Consider the following 17,599-nt stretch of genomic DNA (forward strand, 5'->3'; position numbering starts at 1 on the left):
TGTCTTTGCAACTGAACCGCTGCCCGAAGACAGTGAACTGTGGGAAATGGAAAATGTATTAATCGCGCCGCACGTTTCCGGTGGTACGCAGTTTGAGGGACAATATGTCCTCGAAATCTTCGGTGAAAACATCGGGCGCTTCGTGCGTGGTGAACTACCGTTGCGTAACCAAGTCGACAAAAGTGCCGGTTTCTAGAAGGACATATAGATGAACAAACTAGGCGTCGGACTGATGGGCAGCGATGTCCATGTATCTGGCTATATCAAAGCGTTTACCGCCTGCCCTGACGCCGAATTAATCGGCGTTGCCGACGATGAGGAACAAATAGCGCAAGATCTGTGTCGTCAAGGTCAAATGAAGTATGCCACGACCGACTATCAACAACTATTGGACGATGCAGACATCCAGATCATCTTGGTTTGTACCCCAGATCTCTTTCACGCCGAACACGCTATCGCGGCGCTTCGAGCAGGAAAGCACGATGGGGGTCGATATAGAAAGCTGCCGAAAATTGGTGCAAACGGTGGACGAAACCGGACTCACGTTCATGGCGAGTCAATTCATGCGATTTGAACCTATCTACAAGCAGATTAAGGGGATCTACGACACTGAAGGGATCGGACGCGCTTTTTTCGTCGAAGGCAGCTACATCCACGACATGCGATCCCTCTACAATCCGGTAACTTGGCGGTCTCATCCAAGCACCGCACAGAACATTCTGATCGGGGGCGGCTGCCACCCCTTCGATCTACTCCGGTGGACAGTCGGTGCCGACGTTACAGAGGTCCACGCCTATTCCAATGGGTACGCCGCCCAAGATTTTCCGCTCGATGACTGCTACATCTTCACCTTTCAGTTTGAAAACGGTTGCGTCGGCAAAGTGCTCGTTACCAGCGGCTGCAAAGGTCGCGGGATGGGCGAAGGCTTCCTCTCTATCTACGGCACAGAAGGCACAATCTGGAAAAACCGTATCCACCATCCCGATGGTCGCACAGAAGAAATTGTCGCAGCGGATGGAAATGCAATTCAGGAAGCAGTTTCCCATTTCGTTGACTGCGTGATTAACGGGAAGCAACCACTGATTGATGTGCGAGAAGGCGCAAAAACCGTTTCAGCCTTAGCCGCAGGTGTAGAGTCCGCGGAAACAGGGAAGCCAGTAAAGGTTATCAACTGGTTCGATAGCTGAATTCATGCTCCACGATTCAGTGAACTAATGAACCAATGAACTAATGTACTAATTTCGTCTTTGCGGTAGATTTAACATAGATTAGAAAAAACCATGCAGGGAAAAAAAATAACCCCACTACAGGGTGAGGCTCTACGCCGTATCCCCGCCATCGAACAACTGCTCTCTCGTGAACCGTTTCTCACAATGCAGGAAGGCTATTCGCGGGATCTCATAACGGAAGCCTTACGCACCGTCACTGCGGAAATTCGGGGGCAAATTCTTAATGCAGAGATTGTAGAACCTCCCGATGAATCGGCGTATGCAGCACTCGTCCGCGTGGAACTCGAATCCCTAACCACCCCTGCACTCCGTCCGATTGTCAACGCCACCGGCACGATTACACACACCAACCTCGGCAGATCGCTGCTCAGTGCTTCGGCAGCTGAAAGCCTCGCGCAAGCCGCTGCTAACTATGTGAATCTGGAGTATGATTTGGATACTGGAGAGCGTGGGCATCGAGATCGAATCACTGAACCCCTGTTGAAGCGATTGACGGGATGCGAAGCCTCAACTATAGTGAACAACAACGCTGCAGCCGTGTTACTTGCGTTGAATACCTTAGCACGCGACAAAGAGGTCATCGTGTCTCGCGGCGAACTCATTGAGATCGGCGGGGCGTTCCGCATCCCTGATGTGATGGAAGCAAGCGGAGCCATCTTGCGCGAGGTAGGGACAACAAACCGAACACATCTTCGAGACTACGAGAACGCAATCAACGAAAACACGGCATTGATGCTAAAGGTACATCCAAGCAACTACAAGGTCGTCGGATTCGCTTCAACCCCCACAATGGAAGAAATCACCGAACTTGGACGTCAGCACAGCGTACCAACGATGGAGGACCTCGGAAGCGGTTCGTTGATTGATCTGACCCGTTACGGTTTGCCCTATGAGCCGGTGGTACGCGAGCGGATAGACGCCGGCGTCGATGTCGTCACATTCAGTGGCGACAAGCTGCTCGGAGGATCGCAGGCGGGGATTATTGTGGGTCGGTTGGACGCAATCGAGCAAATTCGCAAAAATCCATTGATGCGAGCGTTGCGCGTCGGAAAACTCACCATCGCTGCACTCGAAGCTACCCTACGGCTCTACCTTAACGAAAAGGAATTGACCGAAAAACTACCAATGCTTCAGCGTTACACGCGACCAATAGCCGAGCTCCGTGAGGTCGCTGAAAAACTTGCCAATCATCTCCGGCAAATCTTCGGTGACGCAATCCAAGTTACGGTTGAACACAGCACCGCACAGATTGGTAGCGGTTCGCTCCCCGTCGATACATTACCGAGTCTAGCTGTCAGCCTACACGCACCGCAAATCTCCGCCGAAACCCTCGCCACACACTTCCGGTCACAACCGAGCCCTGTGATCGGTCGCGTACAGGATGAGCGGCTCCGGTTCGATGTTCGGACGGTGTTTGACAGGGAGTTGACGTGGATTGGCAATGCAGCAAAGGGTGTGATGGAACAACTTCAAGCAGAATTGAACCTTTCGACTTAGAGGGGACAAGGTATTATGCGACATGTCATCATCGGCACCGCCGGACACGTTGATCACGGAAAATCTGCGCTGATACACGCCCTCACCGGCATCGAAACCGATCGGCTCAAAGAGGAGAAGGAACGCGGTCTGTCAATTGAATTGGGATTTGCCTACTTCGATCTGCCGGACGGTTCACGTGCCGGTATCGTTGATGTGCCCGGTCACGAGCGGTTTATCCGAAACATGCTCTCAGGCGCGTACGGGATGGACATGGTGCTGCTTGTCGTTGACGCAAAAGAAGGTGTGCAAGAGCAGACGCTGGAACATCTGGAGATCCTCGATCTACTCGGCATTTCGACCGGCATCCTAGTGATGACGAAGGTGGATCTGGTGACGCCCGACCAGTTGGCGGAATCCGCCGAAATGTCCCAAGAGATGTTGGTCGGAACAACCCTCGAAGGCTCACCCACCGTCCATGTCTCAGCGATAACAGGCGAAGGCTTAGATAAACTCAAGAGTACAATCGTGGCTTGTGTTATTAATACGGAAGCGCAAGCAGAGCGGCATAATGGAATCCCACGCCTATATGTGGACCGCGTCTTTTCGATGACAGGGTTCGGCGGGGTAGTGACAGGAACGCTGATGGGCGGCGCAATCCAACGCGAGCAACGGCTAGTTATGCTACCCCAAGGACAAGAGGTACGTGTCCGCGGTGTCCAAGTTCACAACGAACAAGCTGAAAACGCACAATCAGGACAACGGACAGCATTGAATCTGTCAGGCATCACCAAAGACCAAATCGAACGTGGAAATGTACTCTGTCCAAGCGGATTTGCGGAAGTGACAGATAATATCGACGTGTCACTTGACCTCCTGTCATCCTTCCCAAGAATGCTTGAACACTGGACGCGCCTACGGTTTTATCTCGGAACAAACGAGACATTTTGCCGCGCAATCCTACTGATGGACGAAGCAGTCTTGCCGGGAGATTCGACGCAGCTCCAGTTGCGCCTTGAGAAACCGATTTTGACCTTCAAAGGGGATCGGTTTATCGTGCGCGACTTCTCAGCCCAACATACGGTCGGTGGCGGACGGGTGATTAACCCATTCGCCCCACGCCACAAACGATTCACGGAAGAGACACTGGAAACCCTAACCGTGTGGGAAGACGCAGATGATGCCGAAGTTGTGAGACTGGTATTGGCACAAAACCGTGAACTCTGCGTGCCAGAGGAATTTCTCCGCTACTACCTACCTTATACCGATGCAGATTTCAGAGGGTTACTAAAAGGCCTTGAGGATCATCAAGAAATTGTGCGTTGGGCGGGAGCCACGCCGCTCGTTTCTGCGATGGATCGGACAGAACAAGCACAAGCCAGTCTGATTAACGCGCTAGCAAATTTCCATGAAGATCAACCGCTCGCCCCCGGTCAAAACACCTCGCAACTCCGTCTCCAACTCAAACTCGACGAAATCGGCTTTGAGAAAATTGTCGATCAACTAATTCGCCAGCAAGAGATTGTCACCGATGGGAATCTGCTGCGCCTATCATCGCACCAAATCCAATTCTCAGCCGAAGAAGAAGATATCAAGGAAAAGGTTGAAGGGATATTCCTTGACGCTGGTATCAACACCCCAGCCATGACTGAATTGACCGCCCAGTTGTCCAAATATCCGCCGCAGTCAGTGCAGCAGACCTTTTACGCGCTGATGAACCTCGGACGATTCATTAGAATTGCAGATGACCTATTTATTCATACCCAAATTTTTGAAGAAATTGTGAATTCGCTTACCGATTACCTCCAGAAAAATGATATAATAACCGTTGCCGAATTCCGAGAACTTGCACAGACCAGCAGGAAATACGCTGTACCGTTTCTCGAATACTGCGACGGGCAAGGATTGACGATCCGTGAAGGGAACCACCGACGGCTACGGAGATCTCAACGTCGGGCGTAGTAAGCATCTTCCTTCAATCGGGAAAACCTACAATTTCACAGGAAAAATGGGAAAATTCAGGTGAATCAAACAAATTTTGCCTAAATTTCTATATGGGAGGGGATAGGGTCCGGTGGCTCTACTGGTCTTCAAAACCAGCTTGCCCATGCAAGTGGGTAGGTGGGTTCGACTCCCACCCTCTCCCGCCACACTGCTTCATCTCATTATGCCAATCACCTTTGAATGAGACGAACGAAAAAATCAACAAAATATTGAAAAGCATGGCATCAGCTTTCGGAGAGCTGCAACGATTTTTAATGGTCGAGTGCTACAATGGGAAGATAATCGAAAAGACTATGGCGAGGAACGACGGATTGCGATTGGACGAATAGAATATAGAATTTTACAGGTAGTTTATACCCTGCGTAACCGGAACAGCCGAATCATTTCAGCGAGAAAGGCAACGAAAGATGAAAGACGAAAATATCTCCTCATATACCCTTGACGAAATCAAAGGGCAGGTTGATGAGACCGATTGGGAACGGGTTGACGCTATGACGGACGAAGACTTATACAAAACGGCTCAGTCTGACTCAGATGCTCAACCGCTAACCGAGACGGAATTGAACTGTTTCAAACGGGCTATTTATGCCAATGGAGAGATGCTGTGGGAGGATGAGCAGACCGTTGGTGAGTTGTTAGCAAATGGTGAAAAGTACGCCTTGATTCCTGTGGATAGGAAAGTTTTGGAGTGGTTTGAGAAAGCAGATGACCGCTACCTAGCAAAAATGAACGCGGTATTGCGCGTTTATATCGAATCACAAGAAGATTGATATTGATTGCTGAAAAACTATCAAACCCACACATAATCCCAAGCGGACCACACGTGTAATACGGGTTAATATACTGTCTACGCTTCACGCTTCACGCATCAGGAGTTAACCATGCCAATCAGGATCTTACCCCCCGACATCTCCAACAAAATCGCTGCCGGCGAGGTCGTTGAACGCCCAGCATCCGTGGTGAAGGAATTGGTAGAAAATGCAATTGACGCGGAGAGCACAAACATCAATATTGAAATACGCGCGGGCGGCAAGCGACTCATCTCAGTCTCAGATAATGGTGCAGGCATGAGTCGTGAGGACGCACTCATCGCGATAGAACGCCACGCAACCAGTAAAATCAGCATCGTTGAGGATTTAGAGACGATTCAGACTTTTGGATTTCGTGGAGAAGCACTCCCAAGCATCGCATCAGTATCGCAGTTTGAATTGCTGACGCGAACCCCCGACGCGGTCGAAGGCACAAAGATCACCGTCGAAGGCGGCGTGGTTCGCCCCGTCCAAGCAAGCGGCTGTTCGCCGGGGACACACATCACGGTTAACAACCTCTTTTATAATGTGCCGGCACGGCTGAAATTCCTCAAAACTGATGCGACAGAGTTGAATCACATCACAAATCAGGTGATGTGGGCGGCACTTGCAAACCCGCAAACCCAGTGTTCCCTCTCTCACAATAACCGCTCTCTAATCGATGTCCGAGCGTGTGAATCCTATCTTGAGCGGATACGCCTGCTATACGGGAAAGAGTTCGCAGAAAACCTGATCGAGTTCGATGCGGATCTACCGAACCTCCATCTGCGCTGTTTTATCGGAAAACCCGATTTCACAAAGGCAAACCGCAACTATCAACTCTTTTTCTTGAATCGACGCCCTATCCGGAGCAAAGTACTTGGCGCAGCCCTCAACGAGGCAATGCGATCCATGGTGCCGAAAGATCGGTATGTCGTTGCGTTTCTGTTCCTCACAATGAGTGGACAGCATGTTGATGTCAATGTCCACCCGGCGAAGATCGAGGTGCGATTCCAGAATGAGCGCAGCCTTTACAGCGGGGTAGTGCGTCTGCTGCATAGCGGCATCTATAAAAACAAATATATCCCCAAAATAGAGACCGAAGATAGCAAAATCGAGTCAGCGCAGGATTCTACGCCTGAAGGCAGAGCTATCCCCACGGCCCGCCCGCCCGAACGACCGCGAATCGACGTGGATACTCCTGTCACACGCACCTCCATCTTCCCTTCGGGATCCCGCGAATCTATACAGCCAACGCCAACACCCGCCACTACCACCACACCGCTACGTCCTGAAGAACTAGATCCGCAACAAGAACCCCTACAAGTTGAATCGGTGCAACGACCACAACACCCAATTCCCGACGGAACAGAACTTCAACTTCTCGACTTTGAAGGTGTCCAGCTAAAAACCAATCTGTTTAATACCTATATCGTTGCAGAAGGTGGAGATCGGGTGTTCCTGATTGATCAACACGTTGCAGCCGAGCGCGTGTTGTACGAACGTTATGTCGAACAACTCAAGACAGACAGCATTCCTGTACAAGGGTTGTTGCTACCTGTCACCATCGAAGCGACGCCCCAGCAGCTAACAGCACTTGATGCCCACAACGAACTATTTGAAAAACTCGGTTTCGATGTGGAGCGGTTCGGTGGAAGAACAATCCTTGTCAGATCTATCCCTGCGACACTACCCACAGGACTTGTCAACGCAACAGTCACAGATCTACTAGATGGGATCGGTAATGCCACAACACCAACCATAGAACATCTCGAAGTACAAGACAAGGCGCTCATCATGCTCGCCTGCAAGTCCGCTGTGAAGGCCGGTGATACGCTGACGATGGAGGAGATGGTCAACCTAATCAAAGATCTCTCTCAAGCGAAGTTGCCGTTCAACTGTCCACACGCACGCCCCATCATTGTGGAGATGCATCGAAATGAACTGGAGAGCCGGTTTAAGCGACGATGATTCTGAGTTGTGGTAAGAATGATGATATTCAACACCCCCAAAGATTTGCCAATGTTTACCTAAGTTGGTAGCATGTGTGGCGTAATGAAATTGTCCCTTATACCCGTGGATTGAGCATCTGCTGACCTGTCGAGGCTCCTTGCTTCACGCGCCTCAATAAGTTCGGAATGTACAACTTGCCCGACATACAAAGCCCCGGAGGGGCGATAGTGCGTCGTAAATTTGGTTATACCTGATAGGTTTAGGTATGAAGACTTGACCTACAGGTTGCCTAGCAACTTGCGTGGAGGCAGAATTCGATGGCAAAACACTATAGAGTTGGTATTATCGGCTGTGGCAGAATTGCGGAAAGACATGCCAACGCCTACACAGCGATCGAGTCCACCGAACTTGTTGCAGTCGCAGAACCAGATCCGGAACGTCGACTCAAATTCGATGAAACCTACGGTATCGCCGGTCTCTACGAAAATTATCGCGAGATGCTCGCAAATAAAGAGTTGGATATTATCAGCATCTGCACATGGCACCCATTTCATTGCGAAATGACGGTTGTCGCCGCTGAAAGCGGGGTACAAGCGATATTATGCGAAAAGCCGATGGCGCTTAATCTGCGCGAAGCGGATCAGATGTTGGAAGCATGCGAAACGACTGGAACAAAGCTGGTCATAGGACATCAACACCGCTTCGACCCGCAAGCGGTGAACGCAATAGAATTTGTCAAAGACAACGCTATCGGTGAATTGCGGTCAATCTTCGGGCACTGCAGCAGCGATCTACTCAATAACGGCACCCATGTCGTTGACCTCATCCGCTACTTTGCCGACGATTCTCCGATCGGATGGGTCATGGGACAAATCGATCGCCCATCGGATAAGGTTAACTTTGGACATCGCGTTGAACATAACGCCATCGGGCAGTGGCAGTTTGAAAACGGTGTATATGCAATACTCGCACAGGGTGAACTCGCGCCAAGCAGCTATGCATTCCAACTCTGTGGCACCGCCGGAATCATCAGTGTCAATGCTCCCGAAGGTCGGCAGCTGCAAGTCATCACCAAAAATGGTGAACTTGACGTTTCCCTTGAGAAGGTCAACCCCAAGCAGGCGGAGGTGGAGGAACTGATTGGGTGGCTGGAAGGGGGACCACCCCACCGATCACGTGGCGAAAGCGGCAGAGCAACGCTGGAAGTTCTCATGGCGATTATGGACTCGTCGCGCCTACGCCGCGCTATCTACCTGCCCCTCGAAACGCAGGAGTCGCCGCTAGAGCTGATGATCGAGTCGGAGCAGATCTGAAACGCAACTCAATACAATTGAACTCAATACAGCGAGTATTGTAGGTTGGGTTGAACGGTTGAAAATGCCTCTCTATCAAGCATAGTAGAGGTGTCACTTGTCAACACAACGTTCTTACAAATAACGAGAGTGAACCCCAACATCCGTAACTAATGAACTAATAAACTAATGAACCGATGAACCAACACGGAGTGAGCCCATGCTAACACCTGAACAACTTCAATTTTATAAAGATAATGGCTACCTACTCGCCGAAGGAGTCTTCACTCCCGAAGAGATTGACGAATGCGTTCGCGAAACCGATGCGATGTTTGACCGTGTCCAGCAGGGCGGACGCCGACTTGAAGCCACATGGGGCGGCAAATGGCGAGAAGCCCAGATTCCGAAAGATGAACTTGGTAAGACGTCGGTGCTCAGTATCCACAACATGCAATACCATTCCGCAGTTTTCACCAGAATGCTAGTCAATCCGAAGTTAGGTCAGATTGTCGCCGATTTGATTGGACCCAATGTGCAGCTGCACCACACGAAACTGCACGTCAAGCCACCTGAAAAAGGATCCCCTTTTCCGATGCACCAAGACTATCACTACTTTCCATACGAAAACGACTCGATGATCGCAGCGGTAGTCTATCTTGAAGACGCAACAGTCGAAAGTGGCTGCCTGTGTGTCATGCCGGGCGTCCATAAACAGGGAGTCTTGCCGCACGAACCCGATGGACTTTACCTCTCACCACAGAAATACCCCATCGAAAACGCAACACCGTGCGAAGGGAGTGCGGGCGATGTGCTGCTCTTTAGCTATCTGACCCCACACGGTTCATATCCAAATCGCACCGATCATCCACGACGCATCGTCCTATTCCAATACTGCTCTGCCACCGATCAACGCCTCAAAGACGTGCACATCTCCCCCGGGCACGGGCTGATGGTGCACGGCATCAACCCAACTCCGGATGCATAAGAAAAAGGAGAAATATCAATGGTTAAAACAGCCGATGTAGTCATCATCGGAGGAGGTGCAATCGGCACAAGCCTTCTATATCATCTAACCGCTAAAGGCGTGCGAAACGTGGTACTCCTAGAAAAAGGGCTACTCTGTGCCGGCTCTACAGGCGATTCGGCGGCAATTATGCGTCAGCACTACTCCAACGAAGTCAGCATCCGTCTTGTCAAGAAGAGCCTCGAAATCTTCCAGCACTTTCCCGAAATGTTTGATGGAACGGAAGTCCTTCACAACGTTGGTTGGTATTTCTTGGTCCCACCGGAGGCTGCCGATATTTTCCATGACAACATGGCACAACTGAAGCGGCTGGGCGTGCGGACATGGGAGGTCTCATTGGAAGACGCCGCCGAAGCACTACCGGGCTTAAATATGGAAGGCATCGGCTGCGTAGCTCACGAGCCTGATTCTGGCTATGTAGATCCCCACGGCATGGTGAGTGCCTTCGCTGCCAAAGCCAAAAGCAATGGCGCGCACGTCTATCTCCAGACCCCAGCCCGTGACATCAAACTGAGTAATGGTCGCGTTTCCACCGTAGTCACAGATCAGGGTGAGATTAGCACACCCGTTGTCGTCAATGCTGCCGGACCTTGGGCAAAAGCGGTGGGACAGTGGGTAGGGTTAGACCTCCCTCTCGAAGTTACACGCGAATCAGAAGTCGTCGCTCGAATACCCGCGGATATACCGCCCATGCGCCATTCGGTTTCCAACATGGTAGACCGGACCTACTGGCGTCCTGAACGGCGTGGGATGCTCCTCATCGGTGTCGGCCACCCCAAAGAGAACGAACTGACGGACCCCGACCAATACTCACGCGACGTTTCCCGCGATTTCGTTGAGGATGTTTCCCGCCGCCTGAGCCACCGGTTGCCGGCAATGGAAGGGACAATGTTTGTCAAAGGATGGAGCGGTCTCTACACCGTTACTCCTGACTGGAACATGATCTTGGACAAAAGCCCCGATGTCGAGGGTTTCTACCTTGCCGTAGGCGGCAGTGGGCACTCCTTCAAGATCTCGCCAGCCATTGGGCTATGTATGGCGGAACTCATCGCAGACGGTGCCGCCAGCACGGTGGACATCACGCCATTGCGAGGGGGGCGTTTCACAGAGCAAACACACCTATCCTCCACCTACGGCGGCAACCGTGCCTAACGACCATCTCTTCCGATCCAGTTTTGCCTCCCGATCTATCGGGGCGGGGCGATATGCGTATTATGTTTTTCAGCAAATATCCACTTTGGCTAAACTTGAAGTGTTAGAAAACGAGGGAGAAGCGAATGAATACAATAGATACTTTCAAAATAGATAAGGGTGCCCTATCGGTCATATCACTTTCTGAAGAATCAGACGACAAAGAATATTGGTACGCTAAAACGCCACAGGAACGCCTGGAAGCCGTTGAATTAATGCGGCAGATTAACTATGGCTACGATCCGACTACCATCCGACTTCAAAGAGTGCTTGAGGTTACTCAACTCACATCAAGTTAAATATCTGCTTATCGGTGGATACGCCGTTGGTTATCATGGCTACTCCCGTGCAACCGGCGATATGGACTTATGGGTGGCAATCCATCAAAATAATGCCGAAAAATTGGTGGATGCCTTGAAAGAATTTGGATTTAATACGCCTCAGTTATCAGCCAATCTCTTTTTGACAGGGAACCAAGTTATCCGAATCGGTGTTCCTCCGATGCGGATCGAGCTTCTGACAACAATATCAGGTGTCAGTTTTGATCGCTGCTATTCAGAGCGAATTGTTGATGTTATAGACGATGTCGAGGTTCATATTATCAACCGGGAACACTTGAAACAAAACAAGCAAGCGAGTGAGTGGAAGGTATAAGGATTTGGATGATTTACAGCATCTTTGAAAACTTAATTGAGAAGTGTACATAAGTAGATAATGGGTTCGCTCATATCAAAAGAAAGGCCAGACCAGCTCAGAGAAACTGAGTTTTTTCTTGAAAACTTGGTTTCTTTACACGATTTGTTCACATGAGGGTCCGTGTCATCTGAATCATCTGTTTAATCCGTGATTAAGACAACAGTCATGCACACCCCTCAATTAATGTCGTCTATGAAAAGGAAAAAGAGAAATGTCAAGTATTACAAAAATTCAGCAAGCGATTCTGTCTCTTCCTGAAGCCGATTACCTTCAATTGAGGCATTGGTTTAATGAATTAGACTGGGAAAAGTGGGATCGGCAGATTGAAGCGGATTCAGAAAGTGGAAAATTGGATTTCCTGATCGCCGATGCCTTTGAAGCGACAAAAAAGGGTACGCTTAAGGAACTCTAAAAGAAAATGTAAAGCACGAAAATAATTCGCAGGTGCTTGCAGCCCGACTTATCGGAGGGCGGAACTTCCCCGCCCGTGCTTGCTAGTATGAGTTGGATGAACTGACTCGTACCAAGTTTTTGTTGCATGATTTCTTAACATAAATCTTATGGAAAATAGATTGTCAACTCACTAGAAAGTTTCAAATTTGAATCGTACAAGTAACGAAGGCGTAACGCTTTCGGCGGAGCAGCAGACAGTCTTTAACTGGCTCAACGACGAACTGGAGCTGCCGGTGTATGCAGAGGCATACAAAGGCGCATTAAATCTCCTAGACAAAAAATCCCCGGGCTACATTACATTTGTTTCCCACGCAGGCAGAGATTTGATGAATGGTCTTGCTCGGTTGGGGATCGAACGCGAACAGGTTCAATACGCGAATCGCTTGGATGAGCTACAGAACCATTGGGAAGATGAGTGGGGAACAGCAGGAGTTGATAAAATAGATAACCCTGAAAACGGTCATTTAATCCCTTATGAAGTTTGTGAACAAATACAAGGCCTGATTGATGAACACAGAGCAGGGCGTCTCCGACCCTCAGAGGCAGCAATCCTTTTCTTTAGTAACTTTTTGGATTATGCCTACGCAGAGGAAATCCCCCGGAATCTTTTGACGGAATGGCTGAACACAAGAGAATGGTTTATGGGACATGCCCATCTACGCGATAGCGCGTTTGAAATGGATGCGTCAACTGAAGTGGAAAGGCATTTTCAGACACTTGATGATTTGCTGTACAACGCTGCAAGCAGTGAACTTGAGCGGATAAGGAGTCTCCATGAAATCTTGGAAGAAACCAACGAATGAAATGATAGATGAGACCCTGAAACTCGTCAAAAAGGGAACCGGCCGTCGATATTTTTTCTCTCGATTGAAAAACCCACTGTGGATACAACCGCTTGTTGAACGAGGCTATTTTCAGTCACCTCCAAATATTAGATACTTTGATGATGATTATATTCAATTTCCTTCATGGCCCCAACTTCAATACCTCAAGAATATATCCCGTGATGTGCCCGATGAAGTTATTAATCTGATATTGGATCTCCCCAAAGTCGATAATCCAAGCGTCTATAATGAGATTTTGGAAATTGCACTCCAGCTTCACGGTGAACAGTCCGTGAAACTAAAGCCCAAAATACTTGAATCAATAGATATAGACCACCAGTTCTTGCCGCATAGATACGGGGATTTATTAGCCCACTGGACCGCGGAGAATCAAACATCGGCCGCATTGGAACTTTCAAAAATACTAATTGAATTTGCACCCGACATTCAATCAAAGGCCAAGGAAAAACGTCGAAGAAAGAATCCGACAAACTTTGGTACGTTCTACGAGACATCACTTGAACCATCACCCCGGATTGGCATCTTGGAATACAGTGAGATAATGTCCAAAGGAGTCCGTCCCCTTGCTGAAAAGGAGCCTTACCAAGTTGCCCGCCTCCTTATTGATGCCACAGCGAATGTGATTCGTTTACGAACGCATCGGCAGGATTTTAATCAAGGGGTAGACAACTCCGAGGCATGGTGTGAGCGGCTTCAAGGATTGGATGCCGGCTACGAAGATCCCGATAAAACGCTCGTGTATACCCTGACCTTTGCTTGTGAGCAGGTTTACAAAAAATCTCCTGATTCGGTTGTGGCTTTGGACAAAGTTCTGCGGAATCAACAGTGGGAAATTTTCAAACGCTTGCGCCAGCACCTATATGCCCAATACCCAAACGAACAAACCAAATCGTGGATTCGGGAATCAATTCTAGGGCATGAAGGTTACGATCGGCGGGAACATCATTACGAATTCCAGCGGATGATACGGAGAGCCTGTGAGTACTTTGGCACCTCATTACTTACTGAAGCGGAGCGTGTGCCAATCTTTGATGCCATCCGGAGCGGTCCATCGAAAGCCAATTATCAAGCATGGCTGGGTAAGGAATTCACCGAGGAGAGGTTTCAGCAATTTCAACGCGCTTTCCATGGAAAGCAATCCAAACCCTTTGAACCTCTACTATTTGGTGAATATGCAACCTACTTTCGAGAGTTGGAAGATAAAACCACCGATCCAATTTCTGATGAGGATTATCCACCAGTTGAAACAATGGGCGGAGCTGTGTCTAATCGTAGTCCACTCTCACTTGAAGACCTTGAAAAACTCACAGATGAGGAATTACTCGCTGCCATAAAAGAATGGGAGAAACAAGGTGGGCATGTAGATTTCGCTATTGAAGGTCTCGCCAATACATTTCAAACCTTTTTCAAAGAGACGATTATCCCGTCTGCTAGTAGACTCCGGTTCTGGCTGGATAATCTCAAAGGGATGCACCCTATATACGTGCGGGCGATGATTGAGGGAATGCGGTTGCGCGTGAAGGGAAAGAACTTTGACAACCTGAACGAGTGCTTGACATCTAGTGAGTGGACACTTTCACATACAAATCAAGACAAATATAGAATTGACGACGAATCTCGAGAGAATCGTGAATGGTATAGTTTACGAGAAATAGTCCTAGGCTTTATCAATACATGTCTGGAAAAGGAGGTGAACGTACCGGTTGAAGCTCGGGAGCGACTTGCCAAGCTTCTAAAAATGCTTTGCACACAATACGATCGGCATTTGGATCAGCAGGAGGAAGACCTTTTGAACCGAAACGACCTAATTGATGAAGCTATCAACAATACGCGGGGGCGGGCACTAGAGGCACTGCTCCAATTCGGTTTCTGGTTACGGCGGCACGATTCGGATTCCGAAGTCTCCGAGGTAACGATGATTCTTGAAAAACGCTTCGTCCCGGAAGTTGAGCGTCCTTTGACGTTGCCGGAATATGCTATTCTAGGTAGAGACTATCGTGCGATTTTTAGTCTCAATAAGGTATGGGCAATAAAGCATAAATCAGACCTTTTCCCACAGGACAAGTTGCCTGCATGGCTAGCAGCTTTTAGCAGTTTTTTACACTATAATCCCCCTTTCGAGCGCATCTGTGAAATCTTTCAAGACGACTTCGATTTTGCGCTGCAATATCTAGCTGACTCAAAAAAACGAGATACTTCCGATGAAAAACAGACGAATATTTTTGGGCGTCACCTGAAGCAAAATAGTCCCGAGGAAAAACTTGCAGAGGGACTCGGTCGTCACCTGTTCACCTACTATTTGTGGGGGATATATCCACTCAGAGAATCGGTAGAGAACAACGAGCAATGTTCCCTGCTTGAACGATATTACCAAGCGACTGATAACAACCGAGATCGCTGGGCGAATTTGTTCAACTATGTTGGTCGTATCTTGCGGAGTACAAGTGAGCAGCTGGATAAGGACCTGAAAGATAGAACCATTGCCTTCTTTGATTGGCGTCTTGAAGTGGGTGAACCAAGGGAACTTCAACACTTCACCTTCTGGCTGAAAGCCAAGTGCCTAGATGCTGAGTGGCGGTTGGATGCCTACTCCAAGGTTCTGGATGTCTGCAAGGTAGAAGGTGTCTCAATCGCTATGCAGGTGGAAACTTTGTGTGAACTACTCCCAAACCACACCGCGAAGGTGCTTGAATGCTTCGCCAAGCTGACCGATAGAAGTGGCGATAACAATATCTACATTCGGACGGAGGAAGCAAAAACCATACTAAGGGCAGGCTTCAAAAGCAGTGACGAAAGCGTGCGTCAGAATGCAGAACGCGCCCACGAAAACCTACTCCGTGAGAGCAGATTTGATTTATTAGATCTGGACGATTGAGGATGCCCTACAAAAGACGACTGAATATCTGGACAGACTGAATAAGCAAAGCCACTCCACTAGCCTAACATGCTCATAAAACGCTATCAAACCTGGATCCTCGCCGGCATATCCGGCATCCTACTCATCCTCAGCTTCCCAAGTTTCAACCTCTACCCGCTTGCGTGGATCAGCCTTATCCCCCTACTGATCGCCCTACAATCCACGTCCACTTGGAAATCCGCCTTTCTACACGGCTACCTCACCGGCGCGATCTTCTTCCTCGGACTGATCTACTGGATCGCCCTGCTCTATCCCTTCGCAAACATCTTCCTCACCACATTCGCCTGCCTACTGCTAGCTGGTTATCTCGCAGTGTACTTCGGTATCTTTTCCGTGCTGCTACATGGACTGCCGTGGAAATCCGGTCTGCCCTTTATCTTCACCGTATCTACAATCTGGATAGGATTAGAATGGGTGTGCAGCTGGTTTCTGACAGGTTTCCCATGGGGCAGCATGGGCTATACACAATGGAACAACCTGCCAGCAATCCAGATCGCATCAATCACAGGCGTGCACGGTGTCAGTTTCATCGTTGTCCTCCTCAACACCACAATCGCAGATATAATCCACACCCATTTCATATCAAAAAACCAATCAACTACCTCTAAAACCTCAGTCGCAGCAACTAAGGGAAAAGCCTTTGTCTCGTCCTTATTACGTTTCACGCATCACGCATCACGCTTCATTCCCATCGTGATTGTCATCGCCTGCCTTATCTACGGTGCACAAGTGTTATCCAAGCCCATTAAGACCGCCTCAGATGTTAAAATTGCCCTTGTACCGGGAAACGTCCCGCAGATCGAAAAGTGGGATCGGGCATACTGGTCCCAAATCTTCGAGAGATATATGAATCTGGTAAAAGCAGCAGACACCGAAGAACCCGATCTCATTATCCTACCCGAAACCGCCCTGCGTGGTGAAATCTTCGTTTTGGAAGGGAATGTCTACCTCCCAAGATTGAAACAGATTTTAGAAGAACAGCAGATATACCTACTCACAGGACTGGCTGACTACACAGCCGCACCGAAAATATATAACAGCGTGCATCTGCTATCCCCAACCGGTGAAAAACTTGGTAGCTACTCCAAGATGCACCTTGTCCCCTTTGGAGAGTACGTCCCGATCACCCGTCACCTCCCCAACTTTATCCAACTACCCACCGGATTTGAGGCAGGCAAGTCAATTGATCTCTTCCCAATCCCCAATTCTGAAAATCGCCAGATGGGAGCTGTTATCTGCTTTGAATCCGTGTTCCCAGATCTGTTCCGCAAATTCGTTAAGAAAGGGGCTTCCGTGATGGGAATCCTTACCAACGATGCGTGGTTCGACGGAACAGCAGCCCCAGAACAGCATCTTGCCATGGCACCCTTCCGCGCTGTCGAGAACCGTGTAGCTGTTTTCCGTTGCGCCAACGGCGGTATATCGTGTATAATTGATGCGCTCGGCAGGACAACCGCGCCGCCGATCCAAGCTAATGATACAGAAAACTTCCTAGTAGCGAGGATTCCATTAAGCAATCACGGGGGAACCGTTTATACGCGCTACGGCGATTGGTTCCCGATTCTGTGTTTCCTTGTGAGCGGACTCATAATTCTCTATCATCATCGAACTTGGATCGCCGCCAAGCTCAGGCGGGACGATACCACGTAGCACTATGGTGAATTAAGAAATAAGTAGACGCTCGCCAGTAGCTCCCCTTAGCGAAGTCTTAAAAGTCCCCCTGATAAGGGG

The 17,599-nt window shown here is 49.3% G+C and carries 17 protein-coding genes and 1 tRNA gene; all 18 read left to right on the forward strand.

All coding sequences use genetic code 11. The annotated features are described in order from the left end of the window. Window positions 1–196: D-2-hydroxyacid dehydrogenase (locus J4G02_09480; GenBank protein MCE2394802.1), on the forward strand; the 196-nt coding region annotated here is incomplete at its 5' end. Window positions 197–208: 12 nt separating this feature from the next. Further along, entirely contained in the window at window positions 209–574 is a 366-nt protein-coding gene (locus J4G02_09485; GenBank protein ID MCE2394803.1) for a Gfo/Idh/MocA family oxidoreductase, read from the forward strand. Beyond that, the gene (locus J4G02_09490) at window positions 483–1,187 is read left to right on the forward strand and encodes a Gfo/Idh/MocA family oxidoreductase (GenBank protein MCE2394804.1); all 705 of its coding nucleotides are present in this window, start codon (window positions 483–485) and stop codon (window positions 1,185–1,187) included. The genes J4G02_09485 and J4G02_09490 overlap by 92 nt, the downstream gene beginning before the upstream one ends. Window positions 1,188–1,280: 93 nt before the next feature. Then, complete coding sequence (gene selA, locus J4G02_09495; protein MCE2394805.1) at window positions 1,281–2,726, forward strand: L-seryl-tRNA(Sec) selenium transferase; 1,446 nt, start codon at window positions 1,281–1,283, stop codon at window positions 2,724–2,726. Window positions 2,727–2,741: 15 nt separating this feature from the next. After that, complete coding sequence (gene selB, locus J4G02_09500) at window positions 2,742–4,667, forward strand: selenocysteine-specific translation elongation factor (protein MCE2394806.1); 1,926 nt, start codon at window positions 2,742–2,744, stop codon at window positions 4,665–4,667. Window positions 4,668–4,761: 94 nt separating this feature from the next. Then, window positions 4,762–4,855: transfer RNA gene (locus tag J4G02_09505), tRNA-Sec, on the forward strand. Between the two features lie 62 nt (window positions 4,856–4,917). Continuing rightward, window positions 4,918–5,151 (forward strand): BrnT family toxin, encoded by a 234-nt coding sequence (locus J4G02_09510; protein ID MCE2394807.1) that lies wholly within the window; start codon window positions 4,918–4,920, stop codon window positions 5,149–5,151. Next, a complete protein-coding gene (locus J4G02_09515; GenBank protein ID MCE2394808.1) occupies window positions 5,117–5,479 on the forward strand; it encodes a hypothetical protein in 363 nt (120 codons plus the stop codon). Before J4G02_09510 ends, J4G02_09515 begins: the two co-directional genes overlap by 35 nt. Before the next feature lie 111 nt (window positions 5,480–5,590). Further along, window positions 5,591–7,468, forward strand: coding sequence for a DNA mismatch repair endonuclease MutL (mutL, locus tag J4G02_09520; protein MCE2394809.1), 1,878 nt, complete (start codon window positions 5,591–5,593; stop codon window positions 7,466–7,468). A 299-nt stretch (window positions 7,469–7,767) separates the two neighbouring features. Continuing rightward, entirely contained in the window at window positions 7,768–8,763 is a 996-nt protein-coding gene (locus J4G02_09525; GenBank protein MCE2394810.1) for a Gfo/Idh/MocA family oxidoreductase, read from the forward strand. 199 nt (window positions 8,764–8,962) lie between these two features. After that, window positions 8,963–9,727 (forward strand): phytanoyl-CoA dioxygenase family protein, encoded by a 765-nt coding sequence (locus J4G02_09530; protein MCE2394811.1) that lies wholly within the window; start codon window positions 8,963–8,965, stop codon window positions 9,725–9,727. Window positions 9,728–9,745: 18 nt separating this feature from the next. Further along, window positions 9,746–10,918 (forward strand): FAD-binding oxidoreductase, encoded by a 1,173-nt coding sequence (locus J4G02_09535; GenBank protein ID MCE2394812.1) that lies wholly within the window; start codon window positions 9,746–9,748, stop codon window positions 10,916–10,918. Between the two features lie 125 nt (window positions 10,919–11,043). After that, a complete protein-coding gene (locus tag J4G02_09540) occupies window positions 11,044–11,256 on the forward strand; it encodes a hypothetical protein (protein ID MCE2394813.1) in 213 nt (70 codons plus the stop codon). Continuing rightward, entirely contained in the window at window positions 11,189–11,611 is a 423-nt protein-coding gene (locus J4G02_09545; protein MCE2394814.1) for a hypothetical protein, read from the forward strand. Before J4G02_09540 ends, J4G02_09545 begins: the two co-directional genes overlap by 68 nt. Window positions 11,612–11,864: 253 nt before the next feature. Then, a complete protein-coding gene (locus tag J4G02_09550; protein MCE2394815.1) occupies window positions 11,865–12,065 on the forward strand; it encodes a hypothetical protein in 201 nt (66 codons plus the stop codon). 187 nt (window positions 12,066–12,252) lie between these two features. Next, window positions 12,253–12,909, forward strand: a complete 657-nt coding sequence (locus J4G02_09555) for a hypothetical protein (protein MCE2394816.1) — start codon at window positions 12,253–12,255, stop codon at window positions 12,907–12,909. After that, window positions 12,881–15,826, forward strand: coding sequence for a hypothetical protein (locus J4G02_09560; GenBank protein ID MCE2394817.1), 2,946 nt, complete (start codon window positions 12,881–12,883; stop codon window positions 15,824–15,826). The genes J4G02_09555 and J4G02_09560 overlap by 29 nt, the downstream gene beginning before the upstream one ends. 69 nt (window positions 15,827–15,895) lie before the next feature. After that, entirely contained in the window at window positions 15,896–17,518 is a 1,623-nt protein-coding gene (lnt, locus tag J4G02_09565) for an apolipoprotein N-acyltransferase (protein MCE2394818.1), read from the forward strand. The last annotated feature ends 81 nt before the right edge of the window (window positions 17,519–17,599 follow it).

The sequence above is a fragment of the Candidatus Poribacteria bacterium genome (genome assembly GCA_021295755.1).
Lineage (GTDB): Bacteria > Poribacteria > WGA-4E > WGA-4E > PCPOR2b > PCPOR2b.

What these genes read in the sequence shown, in the direction of transcription:
- selB (MCE2394806.1), top strand. Translation starts at nt 2,742, where the DNA reads ATGCGACATGTCATCATCGGCACCGCCGGACACGTTGATCACGGAAAA.
- J4G02_09530 (MCE2394811.1), top strand. Translation starts at nt 8,963, where the DNA reads ATGCTAACACCTGAACAACTTCAATTTTATAAAGATAATGGCTACCTA.
- J4G02_09545 (MCE2394814.1), top strand. Translation starts at nt 11,189, where the DNA reads ATGGCTACGATCCGACTACCATCCGACTTCAAAGAGTGCTTGAGGTTA.
- J4G02_09550 (MCE2394815.1), top strand. Translation starts at nt 11,865, where the DNA reads ATGTCAAGTATTACAAAAATTCAGCAAGCGATTCTGTCTCTTCCTGAA.
- mutL (MCE2394809.1), top strand. Translation starts at nt 5,591, where the DNA reads ATGCCAATCAGGATCTTACCCCCCGACATCTCCAACAAAATCGCTGCC.
- selA (MCE2394805.1), top strand. Translation starts at nt 1,281, where the DNA reads ATGCAGGGAAAAAAAATAACCCCACTACAGGGTGAGGCTCTACGCCGT.
- J4G02_09490 (MCE2394804.1), top strand. Translation starts at nt 483, where the DNA reads ATGGGGGTCGATATAGAAAGCTGCCGAAAATTGGTGCAAACGGTGGAC.
- J4G02_09560 (MCE2394817.1), top strand. Translation starts at nt 12,881, where the DNA reads ATGAAATCTTGGAAGAAACCAACGAATGAAATGATAGATGAGACCCTG.
- lnt (MCE2394818.1), top strand. Translation starts at nt 15,896, where the DNA reads ATGCTCATAAAACGCTATCAAACCTGGATCCTCGCCGGCATATCCGGC.
- J4G02_09540 (MCE2394813.1), top strand. Translation starts at nt 11,044, where the DNA reads ATGAATACAATAGATACTTTCAAAATAGATAAGGGTGCCCTATCGGTC.
- J4G02_09515 (MCE2394808.1), top strand. Translation starts at nt 5,117, where the DNA reads ATGAAAGACGAAAATATCTCCTCATATACCCTTGACGAAATCAAAGGG.
- J4G02_09485 (MCE2394803.1), top strand. Translation starts at nt 209, where the DNA reads ATGAACAAACTAGGCGTCGGACTGATGGGCAGCGATGTCCATGTATCT.
- J4G02_09535 (MCE2394812.1), top strand. Translation starts at nt 9,746, where the DNA reads ATGGTTAAAACAGCCGATGTAGTCATCATCGGAGGAGGTGCAATCGGC.
- J4G02_09525 (MCE2394810.1), top strand. Translation starts at nt 7,768, where the DNA reads ATGGCAAAACACTATAGAGTTGGTATTATCGGCTGTGGCAGAATTGCG.